Genomic DNA, 14,505 nt, shown 5'->3' on the forward strand with positions numbered 1-14,505 from the left:
GCGAGCGAACCGTGTGAGCCGCACTCACAATATTGATGCCTATCACTTGAAACTGTGGCTTGAAATTCAGTGCCAGTCTTGTCAATGTCACATTGACCGCACATGCCACATGTGACAATAGCTCACCTTATTTTTGGAACTCACATGTCAAACCACGCCACCAAAATTGTCGCCACCTTGGGTCCTGCTTCCAGCGACCCTGCTATGTTGGAGGCCATGATCAAAGCGGGTGTCAATGTGGTGCGGCTCAACTTCAGCCATGGCAAAGCGCAGGACCATGTGGAGCGGGCCCAACTGGTTCGCGAAGCAGCCAAGCGCGCCGGTTGTGTGGTCGCCATCATGGCCGATTTGCAAGGTCCGAAAATCAGGGTGGGCAAATTCACCGATGGCAAAGTCATGTTGCAAGCAGGTGCGACTTTCATTTTGGATGCCTCTCGCACTGAACCTGGCGATATCAACGGCGTTGGGCTGGATTACAAAGAATTACCTCGGGATGTGAAATCGGGTGATTTGCTGTTGCTCAATGACGGGTTGATTGTCTTGACCGTCAACAAAGTGGTTGCTGAGCAGGTTTTCACCACGGTCAAAATGGGCGGCGAGTTGTCTAACAACAAAGGCATCAACAAGCAAGGCGGGGGCCTGACTGCGCCAGCATTGACGGGAAAAGACATGGAAGACATCAAAACTGCCATGTCTTTTCAGGCCGATTACGTGGCCGTTAGCTTTCCCAAAAATGCCACCGACATGGAAATGGCGCGGCAGTTATGCAATGTTGCTGCCGAACCGTTCAAACACAAGCCGGGTTTGATCGCCAAGATCGAGCGCTTTGAGGCGATTCCCCATTTAGAGGAGATTTTGCGCGCCTCCGACGGCATCATGGTCGCACGCGGCGACTTGGCGGTGGAAGTCGGCAACGCCGCCGTGCCCGCACTGCAAAAACGCATGATCAAAATGGCGCGTGAAATGGACAAAGTGGCTATTACCGCTACCCAAATGATGGAGAGCATGATCACCAACCCGGTGCCTACACGTGCCGAGGTCAGCGACGTGGCCAATGCCGTGCTCGACGGCACCGACGCGGTCATGCTGAGCGCCGAAACCGCGGTCGGTAAATACCCGCTGGAGACAGTGGAACAAATGGTGCAAATTTGTTCCGCCGCAGAAGATGCAGAGGAAGTGGCGCTAGATGCTGATTTCACTGGCAAGACTTTTACCCATATAGACCAGACGATCGCCATGGGCGCCTTATTCACCGCGCACCACCTCGGCGCCAAGGCCATCGTCGCGTTGACAGACTCGGGCTCAACGCCTTTATGGATGAGCCGCCATCGCATCCATATCCCTATTTATGCATTGACCAAGCGCGAAAACACGCAACGCCGCATGGCGCTTTACCGCAACGTGCACGCGCTATTGCTGGACACCAGCACCGACCGCGACACTGCGCTGAAACAAGCAGAACAACACTTGAAGTCGCGCGGCATTGTCAACCATGGCGATGTGTATGCCATCACCTGCGGCGAGCCTATGGGATCGCCTGGCGGCACAAATATGTTGAAAATCTGCCAAGTAGGATAATCTTCGGCTCTAACTCTTTGTCACCGGAAAGTAAATCACCATGGCTTTAGTCTCAATGCGCGAACTGCTGGACCACGCTGCGGCCCACAACTACGGCATTCCCGCTTTCAATGTCAACAACTTGGAACAAGTACAAGCTGTGATGTCGGCAGCTGACGAAGTTGGCGCACCAGTGATCTTGCAAGCCAGCGCAGGTGCACGTAAATATGCCGGCGAAGCGTTCATCAAACATTTGATTCAAGCGGCCGTCGAAGAGTATCCGCATGTGCCATTGGTCATGCACCAAGACCACGGGCAATCGCCGATGGTGTGCCGCGGTGCGATCGACTTGGGCTTTACGTCGGTGATGATGGACGGGAGTTTGGAGGGCGACGGCAAAACCATTGCCAGCTATGACTACAACGTGAGTGTGACCAGTGAAGTGGTCAAAATGGCGCATAAGTTGGGTATCACCGTCGAAGGCGAACTCGGTTGTCTGGGTTCATTGGAAACCATGAAGGGTGACAAAGAAGACGGCCACGGCACCGATGCCACCATGACGCGCGAACAATTGCTGACCGATCCCGAGCAGGCCGCGGACTTTGTCAACCGCACCCAACTTGACGCATTGGCCATTGCCATCGGCACCAGCCACGGCGCCTACAAATTCACGCGCAAACCCACTGGCGATATTCTTGCCATCGACCGCATCCAAGCCATCCATAAGCGCATTCCAAACACACATTTGGTGATGCATGGTTCGTCCAGCGTGCCGCAAGACTTATTGGCCAAGATTCGCCAATTCGGCGGCGACATGAAAGAAACCTATGGTGTTCCGGTGGAAGAAATTCAAAAAGCCATCCAATTCGGCGTGCGCAAAATCAACATCGATACAGATATCCGTTTGGCCATGACTGCAGCAGTGCGCCAGTTCTTGTTTGAGAATCCGGACAAATTCGACGCACGCGAATGGCTCAAGCCCGCACGCGAGGCGGCCAAACACATTTGCAAACAACGCTATATCGAGTTCGGCTGCGAAGGTCAGGCCGGCAAAATCCACCCAACCCCGCTGCAAATGATGGCAGCCAAATACCAGCAAGGCATGCTCGCACAGGTGGTGCATTGAGTATTGCGCTGCACACCCATACCCTGGGTTCATTGCCATTGCTGGCGCGCGGCAAAGTGCGTGACAACTATGCTGTTGGTGAAGACCGCATTTTGATGGTCGCGTCTGACCGTATCAGCGCATTCGATGTCGTGATGAACGATGCCATCCCGGGCAAAGGCGCTTTGCTCACTCAAATGGCCTTGTTTTGGTTTGACAAATTACACCACCTCTGCCCCAACCACCTGACCGGTGATGCGCCAGAGTCGGTGGTGACGGATGCCGAGCGACCTTTTGTCACTCAGCGTTCGATGCTGGTGCGTCGCTTGCAACCGATCCCGGTGGAAGCCGTGGTGCGTGGTTACTTGGCTGGCAGCGGCTGGAAGGAATACCAACAAAGCCGCTCTGTCTGTGGTGTGCCCCTGCCTGCAGGTTTGCGCAATGCCTCACGGCTAGCCGAACCTATCTTCACACCCGCAGCCAAGGCTGCTGTCGGTGAACATGACGAAAACATCAGCTTTGCGCAAACCGCAGAAATGATCGGCGCGGATTTGGCAGAACGTATCCGCAGCGTCAGTATTGCTTTGTACGAAACGGCATATGACATTGCCGCCACCAAAGGCATCATCATTGCCGACACCAAGTTCGAGTTCGGCCTGAGCCCCGAAGGCACCTTGGTGCTGATGGACGAAGTGCTGACACCCGATTCATCCCGTTATTGGCCTGCAGATGCTTACCGAGAAGGTGCCAACCCGCCGAGTTTTGACAAACAGTACTTACGCGATTGGCTGGAAACAGCGCAAATCGATGGTGTCAATTGGAACAAAAGTGCGCCTGCGCCCGGGCTGCCCGCAGAGGTGATTTCTTTGACCGCCGCTAAATACCAAGAGGCTTGGTCTCGACTTCAGTCGGCTTAGCGGCCATCAGCGCCTGCAGTGTGTGTTTCAACGCAGCCATAGCAACAGGTTTGGATACATAGGCGTCAGCACCCAACGCCAACAACCGCTCTTCATCGCCTGGCATGGCGTGTCCGGTCAGCATCACGATACGCTGATGCAAGCCAGTATGGGCTTGTTCTTTGCGCAGGGTTGACAAAACCTGCAATCCGTCCATCTGCGGCATGGTCACATCCAGCATCAAAACATCAAAGTGGGCGTGATCCAGCAGTTCCAGCACTTGACGGCCGTTGTCCGCCACTACCACCGAGTGACCGAGTCGCGTCAACATCGATTGGGTCACCATTTGATTGACCTGGTGATCGTCAGCCAACAAGATGCTTAGCGCTTGGCTGCCAGCTTCTTTGCCTGAAAACGGGTGTTGCGCGTCACCTGAGTCGGCGCACGGCACGGCCGATGCTTGCTGCAGGATAGCCAGCAATTGATCGCTGCTGTGTTGCGCCAGTTGCACATAGTTGCGCTGTTTTTCGGTCAACTCGGTTTGTTTTAGCAATTCCAAAGCGCCAGACATGCTGTGCATGGGCGTGCGAATGTCATGGCTGAGTTTGGCGAACACTTCTGTTTGCAAGCGGCTCTTCAGATCGGTCTGATCAGATACCTGCGCTACCTCTGATTGTTGGCTTGGCGCTGGTAAAGCCTGCGCCGCCGCCTTGGCTTGCTGAAGCCACCCAATACCCAAGCCCACAACCACCACCATCCAAGCAGCCATACCCCAGCTCAGGCGCAAACTTGCCAACCACACACAGGCCAAAGTGAGACATAGCTGTATGCAAAGAATGAAGCGATCTGCGTGCATATGCTGTCTCAATAGCGGTTGGTCCATGGGTGGCATACACCAAAGAGTAACCGTTTTATCGCGCATTTTTTTCCGGCGAAAACCGGTGCGCGCCTCAGTTCAATGCCATGCTCAATTTACGGCGGTACTTCGACACCAGTTCTGCTTGCGGGTCATCTAAAGCCGTGGCTTTACCGGTCAGCTCAATGCCACCGGCACTTTTACCGGGAATTGGTTGCTCCGCTTTGGTTTTGGGCGGTGTCAATAATTCCAAAATAGCGACGATGTTTTTACGCGCCGCCTCTTCGTTCCAGGTCTTGTCGCGCATGACGATTTCCAGCAACTCGTCCATGGCATCGGTCCACTCGGCTGCAGCCATCAACCATCGCGCTTTTGCCAGCCGCGTGTCAAAGTCGCGCTTGTTCTTATCGATCAATGCATCGAACTGCGCCACTTGCCAATGACCGCGCTCGTCGGTTTGGGCAAAATGCAGGGCTTGCCCCCAATGGTTCAACGCTTCAAAACGCAATTGCAATGGGATTTGTGCCAGCGCAGGCGCCAACGCTGCTCGCGCTTTGTCGAGTTCACCTGTTGCCATCAACAACTTGACATACTCATAACGGGCATCGTCATTAGCCGGGTTGATGGCCAGCGCTTCTTGCAATTTGGCCAGCGCTGCATCGGCATTGCCTTCGGCCAACAGTTCTTCGGCGGCATTCAAGTCTTCTTCGGCCAGCAATTCATCCGCACCTGGCAAATGTTTGTCCAAAAATTCTCTGACTTTGCCCTCAGGCAAAGCGCCCATGAACCCATCGGCGGGTTTGCCGTCCATCATCAGCACACAAGTTGGTATGCTGCGAATACCAAAAGCTTGCGAGAGTTGCTGCTCGTCATCCGAGTTGATCTTCACCAACTTGAATCGTCCTGCATACTCGGTCTCCAGCTTTTCCAGCACCGGCCCGAGTGATTTGCACGGGCCGCACCAAGGCGCCCAAAAATCCAACAAAACTGGCGTTTGGGTGGAAGCCAAGATAACTTCAGCTTCAAAATTCTCAACAGTCACATCTATCATCGGTCTTGGATCCACAGTAATAAAATCTACACATCTCTGGGCGGGGCGTCGTGTTTGCCCGGCTCTTCATTAACCGTAAGCTTACCCGCAGTTCAACTGCCCCACACCATGGCCTCAGTTCAAGTCGGTGTTGTCATGGGTTCCAGCTCCGACTGGGACACCATGCAACATGCCGCGCAAATCTTAGATGAGTTCGGTATCGCCCACCATGCCCAGGTATTGTCTGCCCACCGCATGCCGGACGACATGTTCGCCTACGCGGCATCAGCGCTGTCACGCGGGCTGCAAATCATCATCGCAGGCGCTGGTGGAGCCGCCCATTTGCCTGGCATGCTGGCCGCCAAAACCACGGTACCTGTGCTTGGTGTGCCGGTAGCCAGCAAACATTTACAAGGCGTGGATTCACTGCACAGCATGGTGCAAATGCCCAAAGGGATACCGGTGGCCACCTTTGCCATCGGTGCAGCGGGCGCCGCCAATGCAGCTTTGTTCGCGATTGCCATGCTGGCCTTGCATCGTCCTGATTTGCAAGAGGCGCTAGAGCAATTTCGCCGTCGCCAAACCGAGGCTGCACGACAAATGACTTTGCCGCCCATCGCATGAATGCATTGCCTTTGAAACCCGGCGCGATGTTGGGTGTGTTGGGCGGTGGACAACTGGGGCGCATGTGGTCGCACGCGGCCCAAAGTCTGGGCTACCGAACGGCCGTGTTGGACCCTGACCCAGACAGCCCTGCCGGGCTGGTCAGCCATGTGCATGTGCGCAGCGACTACCTTGACGCCGCAGGGTTGACGCAGATGGCGGCGCAATGCCAAGCCGTCACGACCGAATTTGAAAACGTACCGGCCCAAGCACTGGCGCAATTGCAACATCACATGGCTTGCGCCCCAGGCCCTGCAAGCGTACATATTGCCCAAGACCGGGCGTTGGAAAAAGCCCATTTTGTGCAATGCGGCGTTCCTGTTGCACCCCATTGCGTGCTGCACACTGCGGCTGATCTGGCTTCAGTGGCTGACGATTTGCTGCCAGGTATTTTGAAGACCACGCGATGGGGTTATGACGGCAAAGGTCAATGCGCGGTCAACAACCGTGACGAATTGAGTCAGGCTTTTGCGCAACTGCAAACCGGCGCCACGCCGGTGGTATGTCTATTGGAAAAACGCTTGCCCTTGGCGGGCGAATGTTCGGTGGTGCTGGCACGCGGTTTTGACGGCCAAACAGTGCATTTGCCCCTGCAAAGCAATTTACACCGTGACGGCATTCTGGCTGTGACCGAAGTGTATGAAGACGCACTGCCGCAAGACATTGCTCGCTTGGCTATCGATTCGGCTTACAGCATTGCACGCGAACTCGATTACCACGGGGTTTTATGCGTTGAATTTTTTGTATTGCAACCGGGTGCGCAAAGCCAGCTGAGCGGCCCGTTGGTGGTCAATGAAATCGCTCCGCGTCCACACAACAGTGGACACCACAGCATCAACAGTTGTGACATTTCCCAGTTTGAATTGCAAGTACGCTGCATGGCTGGATTGCCCCTGTTGCCGCCACGTTTGCACAGCGCTTGCGTGATGTTGAACCTGCTTGGCGACCTGTGGCTGCGCCAAGGAGAAGCATCGATGGAACCAGATTGGCAGCAAGTGCTGCGCATACCCGGCACACACTTGCATTTGTACGGCAAAACCCAAGCTCGCAAAGGCCGCAAAATGGGACACCTGAGCGTCACGGCGACCAGCATAGCGCTGGCGCGTCAGCGTGCCTTAGAAGCGGCAGCCTCGCTAGGCATTGCGCCATGGTGAAGCTTGGTGGCGATTGCATGTCGGCGCTTCTCCCCTCAAGCCGCGCATTTCCATGTCAGACCATGACCCCATGAGCGCCACCTGCTTTTTGACCGGTGCTGCGACAGATATTGCATTGGCTGCGCGCATGCTGGCCAGCGGTGAGTTGCTGGGACTGCCTACCGAGACCGTCTACGGACTGGCGGCAGATGCGCTCAACCCACGAGCCGTGGCCGGCATCTACCAAGCAAAGGGGCGGCCCGCAGACCACCCTTTGATCGTCCATCTGGTTTCTTCAGCGCAAGTGCCACTGTTCGCCACCGATGTGCCTGCCTTTGCCTACGCCTTGATGCATGCTTTTTGGCCCGGTCCGCTGACATTGATTCTCCAGCGCCGCGCCGGGGTGGCGGAGGCGACGGCAGGGGGGCATGACACGATTGCCTTGCGCAGTCCGTCACACCCGTTGGCGCAACAAGTATTGAAACAAGCGCTGGCGCTGGGCGTCGCCGGAGTTGCTGCACCCAGCGCCAATGTGTTCGGTCGCGTCAGCCCCACCACCGCCATGCATGTACGCGAAGCCTTTCCAGATTTGGCGGTGTTAGATGGCGGCCCTTGTGATGTTGGTATTGAATCCACCATTGTCGATGCCAGTCGCGCTAAGCCCGTGCTGTTGCGCCCCGGCATGTTGAGCGCCGCGCAACTCAGTGCCGCTTGCGGTCAACCGGTGGAACGTGAGCCGGTTTCAGCTACTAACTCGAATGGCGGTTTACGTGTTTCTGCCGCAGCACCAGCCGCCCCCGGCATGCTGCAGTCGCACTACGCACCGCGTGCCAAAGTTTGTTTGGGTACAGCATCAGACATTGAGCAACATGCATCCCAATGGATGGGCTCGATGGCTGTCTGGGCGCGCACCCGTTCGCGTTTGCCATCGCATATCCATGTGGGTGCCATGCCGGACAACGCGGCAGCTTGTGCGCATGACTTGTTTGCCACCTTGCGTGCGCTTGATACGCTGGGGGTGGATCAGATCTGGGTTGAAACCCCGCCGACGGGCGACGAATGGGAAGGCGTGCGCGACCGTTTGCTTCGCGCCAGCGCTTGACACTCGAAAGCACTAAGCACACACAAGCACCGCTGCGTCATTGCGCCAACAGACACGCCTTGGCCATGATTTTGTCTTCCCTGCTGCCGGCCTCGACATCTCGCCATTGCAAAAATGGCGGTCGCAAGGACGGCTCAAGCACATAGGCCAATGGCAGGTCGTATTGAACAGCGATCACTTGGTTGTCTTTGATCACGGTACGCAGCATCAGCATGAAACGTTTTTCAACACAGTTGAAATTGATTTGCAATTTATCGTACAAGTAGGGATGGTTGGCTGAGCGAATTTGTAGCCACACCGTGCGAAAGGGTCCGTTGCGAGATACGCCGTCCAAATCCACGCCGTAATGGGTGCCTTCGGGTGTCAATTCAACGGTTTGCCAGACAGTGTTAGGGTCCACCGTGTACTCACTGCTGATAGGCGTTTTCACGGCCGAACAACCCATCAGACACAGCAGCACTGTAAGGGCCACCCGCTTGGCGTTTAAAGCGATCAAATTCATTCAATTTCTCATTAGTAATATCGAACATAGCGATTTTGTCGATTAATTTTTCAATTTTTTTCTTTGACAGGTGTATCAGCGGTTGTCTTTGCCTGCAGTCCAGTCGATCAAGGCTTCCATGACGGGTCGCGCCTGAGAGGCGTTGGCATGGTTAACCATAGCGACCAACACATAGCGTTGGCCGTTAGCTGCATCCACATACCCCGCAATCCCCATGACATCGCGCAGGCTTCCGGTTTTCAAATGCGCCGCCGCACTGCTTTTGCTGCGTTTCAACGTGCCGTCTTGTCCTGTCAGCGGTAACGAAGCCAACAATTCCGGCATGAACGGCTGCGTCCATGCCCATTGCAACAATGCGGCCAAGGCTTGTGCACTGATGCGCGACTCACGGCTCAGACCAGAGCCTTTGTCAAGTTGCGGGATATCTGCTTGTATGCGATCTCGCCACCAGTCTTGCAACACCTCCACCGCCATGGCTGGCGTGCCGCTGTTGCGTTTTTGCACGGCCAAGGTCAAAAACAATTGCTCGGCCATCACGTTGTTGCTGAACTTGTTGATGTCACGAACCACTTCGGCCAAGGTCGGTGACTCATGGAACAAGACTGGCTTTAAACCCTGAGGCACCAAACCGTCACGCACGCTGCCGGTGAGTTGTCCGCCCAGATGTAACCACATACCGTGGATCGCGCGTGCTGCAAATCGGTCGGGGTCGGTGTAGGCCAAGGGCCAGGTTTTTTCTCCGCATGACAAGGGATAACTGCCTGCAAACACCATGTTCAATGGGTTTTGAAAATCCGCTTTCAAGCCGCTGCGGTAATCCCCGCATTCGGCCGTAGACAAGGGCACAGAGGTTTGTACTTTGACGCCGGCCAACGGCGGCTCGACATGCACATGGGCTACTTTACGGACAGGATCTGGGGTGAATTGCAACAACAAAGATTTGAAATTGATGAGCAAGCCATCAGGCGCTGCGTTGTAGGGGCGCAGGGGCTCACCGTCAAAACCACCGGGGTCTTGCGCCGGCAGATTGAAAACGGTGCGATCAAGCACGATTTGGCCTTGGATATGACGCAGCCCTAACCCCTGCAGCCGGCGCATCAACAACCACAGCTGTTCCACGCCCAAACGCGGGTCGCCACTGCCTTGCACATAAAGATTGCCCAGCAAAACACCGTCCCGGATCGGACCATCCATGTATACATAGGTGCGCCATGTAAAGGGTATGCCCAGCATGTCCAAGGCAGCCGTGGTGGTGAGCAGTTTCATCAGCGAGGCCGGGTTGCGCGGTTGCGTTGCCAAGTGCTGCAAGCGGGCGCTTCCCGCTTGTACCGGCAACACCACCACGCTTAACGCATCCGCTGGTAAACGGGCGGCTTTCAGGGCCTCTTGAACCCCCGCGGGCAAACCTACAGCCACTTGTGACCAGGCGGTCACACAAAGCAAGCTGTAGGCAACAGCGATGAAGATGTTTCTCAATGGGCGGAAATTCATCCCCTCATTATCAAACCCTTGTGTATGCAGCACAGATAATGAGGCCATGCAAACTTTCATGAAGCAACTGCTCAGTGGCGCCTCACGCCGCAGCGGTTTATGGGCTGCCGTGGTCACGGTATCGATTTGGACCGCCTTCATCATCATCGCGCGTGCTTCAGCACAGCATCAATTGCTGCCGTTGGATATCACTTGGGCACGCATCATGGGAGCAAGCGCCTTGTTGTTGCCTTGGTCCTGGTGGAACATGCGACAAGTGCGCTTGAGCCAGCCCGACAGGGGGTCGTTTGGGGGCTTGTCGCCATTGCCATGGCGCATCACGGTCATCACGGGGTTTTTCGGCGGGTTTGCGTATGCCGTGTTTGCCTACAGCGGTTTCTTTTATGCGCCTGCTGCGCATGGCTCTGTGCTTATGCCGGGCAGCCTGCCTCTATGGACCAGTGTGCTGGCTGTCTTTATTTTGGGAGAACGCTTGCATGGCTACCGATTGATCGGGCTGGCCATGATCATTGGCGGCGACTTGTTGGTCGGTGGCAGCAGCTTGCTGCATGCGTTTGACGGCGGCACCGTTTGGGTGGGCGATATTTTGTTCATGTGTGCAAGTTTTTGTTGGTCTACTTACAGCGTGCTCAGCCGCCGCTACCAACTCGAGCCGGTGTATGCCACCACCGCCATCACCTGCTTTGCTTTTTTTAGCTTTGTGCCTGCCTATCTTTTGCTGTGTGCGTTCGGTGTGTTACCCACACATTTATGGACCGCGCCGTGGAGCGAAGTGCTTTGGCAAGCCTTGTTCCAAGGTGGTGGCTCCGTGGTACTTTCTGGCATCAGTTTTAACTTAATGATCCGTGCCTATGGACCGGTGCGCTCTACCATGCTGACCTCGCTGGTGCCCGGGCTGTCAGCGCTAGGTGCCGTGCTGTTTTTAAAGGAGCCGTTAAATTGGCAAGTCTTGATTGGCTTGTCCTTGGTGACTTTAGGCATCGTATTCGGTGTGCAATCGTCCCGCGCTTCGGTGTTGAAAGTGCCTGCATGAAGTTATTGGCTATCGACACCAGCACCGAACGGTTGTCGCTGGCCGCGCAAAATGGACAACGCATAGCCACCCATCAAGGCGCTGCAGGTGCACAAGCCTCCGCAGGCTTGATTCAAGCGGTGTTGGATGTATTGAAACAAGCCCATCTGTCTTTGGACAGTTTGCAAGCCATTGCTTTTGGCCGTGGCCCAGGCGCTTTCACTGGTTTGCGTACCGCTTGCTCGGTGTCTCAGGGTTTGGCCTTGGGTTTGGGTATTCCGTTGTTACCTGTTGATACCTTGATGTGTATGGCAGAAGCCACGCGACCTGAACATAAGCGGGTGCTTGCTGTATTGGATGCCCGCATGGGACAGGTGTACCACGCTGCTTATGAATACTCGACGCGTGGTTGGACTGGCTTGTATCCAGCGCAACTAAGCCGCCCCGATGAACTGACTTGGCCCTCACATTGGCAGTCCAGCTCTGCGTTGTTGGCCGGTAATGCAGTCACCAGTCTGCAGGCAGACTTGCAGCACTTACTTTTGCCGCCTCACACCAGCCAAGAACTATGGCCGGATGCCAGCGCCATGTTGCGCTTGGCTGGTGCCGCGTGGGATCGTGGCGACTGGGTGTCTGCGCATGATGCGGCGCCACTGTATGTCCGCGATGAAGTTGCTCGCACCACAGTGCAACGTTTGGCTGATAAATTAAACAGACCATGAATCTGTTTCACAAACCGTCATTTAAAGACCGAGAGAATGGCGCAGCAGCCAACGGGCCAGGCATACCTTGCAACATGACACATGACATGTTGGATCAAGTGATAGGTATTGAACAAAGCGCTTATTCACACCCTTGGAGCCATGGAAATTTTGTCGACTCCATCATCAGCGGTTATTACATGCCCGCATGGTTTCAAGACCAGACATTGCGCTGTTATTTGGTTGCCATGCGCGGCGCAGACGAAGCACACCTGCTCAATTTCACCGTTTCACCGAATTACCAACGCCAGGGCTTGGCGCATGCCATGCTGACGCATTTGCGTGAATGGGGTTCGGCACAAGGCTTGCACAGCATTTGGCTAGAGGTGCGTCAAAGTAATCAGCGTGCCATCGCCATTTACACAGCTTTCGGCTTTGTCCATGATGGTGTGCGCCATGGCTATTACCCCGCCCATCACGGGAAACGCGAAGACGCGGTGGTCATGTCGCTGAATTGGTGAAGCATCAGTGGTAACTTACGCACCATGACACTTCTTTTAGATTCCCGACAACGCGCCATGCTGGCAGAAATCGGCGTGCGTGTCTGGCAACCTGTTGCGCCAAGCTTGCCTGATAGCTCCGAAGCCAACGACTCGCAGCGTTTGCAGTCAAAACCCGCTTTTGAAGCGACCCCATCGCCCGCTGTCCGTATGCCTCCAAGCCGACCCAAGACGGTGGTATCGCAACCGGTAAGCGATGAACCCATTGCGGTTGCTGCCAGCCCAAGCGCCCAACCGCTGCCCCCAGGTCTGGCCCAAATGGGTTGGCAGGATTTACAAACTGCTGCGGCTCAATGCACCGCTTGTGATGTCTGCCATAGCCGCCAGCGAAGTGTGTTTTCTGATGGCATGCCTGCCAGTGACAACCGCGAGACCGACTGGTTGGTGATTGGAGATGCGCCCAATGACGCTGAAGATGCCAGCGGTATTCCTTTCAGCGGTCCCGAGGGTGTGCTGCTTGATGCCATGCTGCACGCCATGGGTTTGAAACGCCAACAAATGGGAGCGGCCAACGAAACGGTGGTGTTGGTGAATGCCATGAAATGCCGGCCGGCAGCGCATCACCATCCTTCCGACTTCGAATTGTCCCAATGCCGACATTATTTGAAAAGGCAGATCGAGTTGCTACAACCTCGCATGATTCTGGTGTTAGGTCGATTGGCTGCTCAGTCCGTGCTGCATGACAGTGTGGAAGCTGTCAGCCAGATACCGCTGGGCAAATTGCGCGGGCAGTTTCACCAAGCCTACGGCCATGCGGTGATGGTGACCTACCACCCCTCGTCTCTGCTCAGAACACCTGCAGACAAAGCAAAGACCTGGAATGATTTATGCCTAGCCATGGACCGCTTACGTGGCTCTAACCATTGAAGCTGCGTTTAACAAGTCAGCTTGCTACACAAGCTGACTGCCTACAATCAAGGCCATGACTTTCATCGAACAACTACACCAAGCCAGCATTGCACATGCGTCTATGTTGTGTGTCGGCCTAGACCCCGAGCCCTCTCAATTTCCCGCACATTTTCACCATCAGTCCTCGCATATTTTTGATTTTTGCGCTCAGATTGTGGACGCCACGCACGACCTGGTCTGTGCATTCAAACCTCAAATCGCTTACTTTGCAGCCCACCGTGCTGAACCACAACTTGAACAATTGATCGCTCACATACGCCAAGTGGCGCCAGCGGTGCCAGTGATTTTGGATGCCAAGCGCGGTGACATCGGCAGCACCGCCGAACAATATGCGATTGAAGCGTTCGAGCGTTACGGCGCCGACGCGGTGACCTTGTCTCCCTTCATGGGTTTTGATTCTGTTGAGCCCTATGTAAAACGCCATGGCAAAGGTGCTTTTTTGCTGTGTCGCACATCCAACCCTGGCGGTGATGACTTGCAAACCCAACGCTTGGCAGATGTGGCGGGTGAGCCGCGTTTGTTTGAACATATTGCGCTACTGGCCCAGGGCCCGTGGAACACCAACGGGCAACTGGGCTTGGTGGTGGGCGCCACCTACCCTCAAGACATTGCACGTGTTCGCGAACTTGCACCCACCTTACCGCTATTGATTCCCGGTATAGGTGCACAAGGGGGCGACCCCGTTTCAACCGTGCGGGCCGGACTGCGTCAGCAAGGCAAGCAAATCACAGGCCCCATCATCGTCAATTCATCACGCGCCATTTTGTACGCATCCGCGGATTCAACGTTTGCCCAAGCCGCCAGACATGCAGCGATGGAAGCCAGAAACACCTTGGCTTTGGCCACAGAAGTTATTTCTTAATTTAGGATGGCTTATTGATCGTATTTGTTTTTTTAATCATTATTTTCATAAAAAAGTAATTCAAATCAATAGGTTAATGTGTGTTTTCGAATTATGCGATATGGTTACGCTATTAAAAAAATAATG

Annotated in this window: 15 protein-coding genes; 11 read left to right on the top strand and 4 right to left on the bottom strand. The window is 55.1% G+C overall.

What is annotated here, in order from left to right; translation table 11 throughout:
- The first annotated feature begins 144 nt into the window (after positions 1–144).
- From pyk to AC9UG7_RS03735, 3 genes are read left to right on the top strand one after another with little or no spacing between them, the layout of a single operon-like run.
- The gene (gene pyk, locus AC9UG7_RS03725; protein WP_509584319.1) at positions 145–1,578 is read left to right on the top strand and encodes a pyruvate kinase; all 1,434 of its coding nucleotides are present in this window, start codon (positions 145–147) and stop codon (positions 1,576–1,578) included.
- Between the two features lie 40 nt (positions 1,579–1,618).
- Positions 1,619–2,683, top strand: a complete 1,065-nt coding sequence (fba, locus tag AC9UG7_RS03730; RefSeq protein WP_509584322.1) for a class II fructose-bisphosphate aldolase — start codon at positions 1,619–1,621, stop codon at positions 2,681–2,683.
- Positions 2,680–3,579 (top strand): phosphoribosylaminoimidazolesuccinocarboxamide synthase, encoded by a 900-nt coding sequence (locus AC9UG7_RS03735; protein WP_509584324.1) that lies wholly within the window; start codon positions 2,680–2,682, stop codon positions 3,577–3,579. Before fba ends, AC9UG7_RS03735 begins: the two co-directional genes overlap by 4 nt.
- Here the strand turns inward: AC9UG7_RS03735 and AC9UG7_RS03740 are convergent.
- Both AC9UG7_RS03740 and trxA read right to left on the bottom strand, forming a co-directional pair.
- Complete coding sequence (locus tag AC9UG7_RS03740) at positions 3,539–4,441, bottom strand: response regulator (RefSeq protein WP_509584327.1); 903 nt, start codon at positions 4,439–4,441, stop codon at positions 3,539–3,541. The two genes, AC9UG7_RS03735 and AC9UG7_RS03740, sit on opposite strands and share 41 nt — an antisense overlap.
- Before the next feature lie 67 nt (positions 4,442–4,508).
- Positions 4,509–5,465 carry a thioredoxin gene (gene trxA, locus AC9UG7_RS03745; protein ID WP_509584330.1) on the bottom strand — a complete coding sequence of 319 codons (957 nt, stop codon included), beginning with the start codon at positions 5,463–5,465 and terminating at the stop codon, positions 4,509–4,511.
- Between the two features lie 108 nt (positions 5,466–5,573).
- On the opposite strand from trxA, the gene purE reads away from it, so the two are divergent.
- The 3 genes from purE (at position 5,574) to AC9UG7_RS03760 (ending at position 8,342) form a co-directional block, all read left to right on the top strand.
- On the top strand, positions 5,574–6,068 hold the full coding sequence (gene purE, locus AC9UG7_RS03750) for a 5-(carboxyamino)imidazole ribonucleotide mutase (protein WP_509584333.1): 495 nt from the start codon (positions 5,574–5,576) through the stop codon (positions 6,066–6,068).
- Positions 6,065–7,261: a 5-(carboxyamino)imidazole ribonucleotide synthase gene (locus AC9UG7_RS03755; protein ID WP_509584336.1), complete on the top strand. Its 1,197-nt coding sequence runs from the start codon at positions 6,065–6,067 to the stop codon at positions 7,259–7,261. The genes purE and AC9UG7_RS03755 overlap by 4 nt, the downstream gene beginning before the upstream one ends.
- Positions 7,262–7,331: 70 nt before the next feature.
- Entirely contained in the window at positions 7,332–8,342 is a 1,011-nt protein-coding gene (locus AC9UG7_RS03760; RefSeq protein ID WP_509584339.1) for an L-threonylcarbamoyladenylate synthase, read from the top strand.
- A gap of 37 nt (positions 8,343–8,379) precedes the next feature.
- On the opposite strand, the gene AC9UG7_RS03765 is transcribed toward AC9UG7_RS03760, so the two are convergent.
- Positions 8,380–8,844: a hypothetical protein gene (locus AC9UG7_RS03765; RefSeq protein WP_509584342.1), complete on the bottom strand. Its 465-nt coding sequence runs from the start codon at positions 8,842–8,844 to the stop codon at positions 8,380–8,382.
- 75 nt (positions 8,845–8,919) lie between these two features.
- Positions 8,920–10,383 carry a D-alanyl-D-alanine carboxypeptidase/D-alanyl-D-alanine endopeptidase gene (dacB, locus tag AC9UG7_RS03770; RefSeq protein ID WP_509584344.1) on the bottom strand — a complete coding sequence of 488 codons (1,464 nt, stop codon included), beginning with the start codon at positions 10,381–10,383 and terminating at the stop codon, positions 8,920–8,922.
- A gap of 10 nt (positions 10,384–10,393) precedes the next feature.
- Here dacB and AC9UG7_RS03775 point away from each other — a divergent pair, with 10 nt between their 5' ends.
- From AC9UG7_RS03775 to pyrF, 5 genes are read left to right on the top strand one after another with little or no spacing between them, the layout of a single operon-like run.
- Complete coding sequence (locus AC9UG7_RS03775; protein ID WP_509584347.1) at positions 10,394–11,368, top strand: DMT family transporter; 975 nt, start codon at positions 10,394–10,396, stop codon at positions 11,366–11,368.
- Complete coding sequence (gene tsaB / locus AC9UG7_RS03780) at positions 11,365–12,069, top strand: tRNA (adenosine(37)-N6)-threonylcarbamoyltransferase complex dimerization subunit type 1 TsaB (RefSeq protein WP_509584350.1); 705 nt, start codon at positions 11,365–11,367, stop codon at positions 12,067–12,069. Before AC9UG7_RS03775 ends, tsaB begins: the two co-directional genes overlap by 4 nt.
- A complete protein-coding gene (rimI, locus tag AC9UG7_RS03785; RefSeq protein WP_509584353.1) occupies positions 12,066–12,569 on the top strand; it encodes a ribosomal protein S18-alanine N-acetyltransferase in 504 nt (167 codons plus the stop codon). Before tsaB ends, rimI begins: the two co-directional genes overlap by 4 nt.
- Positions 12,570–12,593: 24 nt before the next feature.
- Entirely contained in the window at positions 12,594–13,475 is an 882-nt protein-coding gene (locus AC9UG7_RS03790) for a uracil-DNA glycosylase (protein ID WP_509584356.1), read from the top strand.
- A 55-nt stretch (positions 13,476–13,530) separates the two neighbouring features.
- A complete protein-coding gene (gene pyrF, locus AC9UG7_RS03795) occupies positions 13,531–14,379 on the top strand; it encodes an orotidine-5'-phosphate decarboxylase (protein ID WP_509584359.1) in 849 nt (282 codons plus the stop codon).
- The last annotated feature ends 126 nt before the right edge of the window (positions 14,380–14,505 follow it).

The organism is Limnohabitans sp. (genome assembly GCF_046052765.1).
GTDB lineage: Bacteria > Pseudomonadota > Gammaproteobacteria > Burkholderiales > Burkholderiaceae_C > Limnohabitans.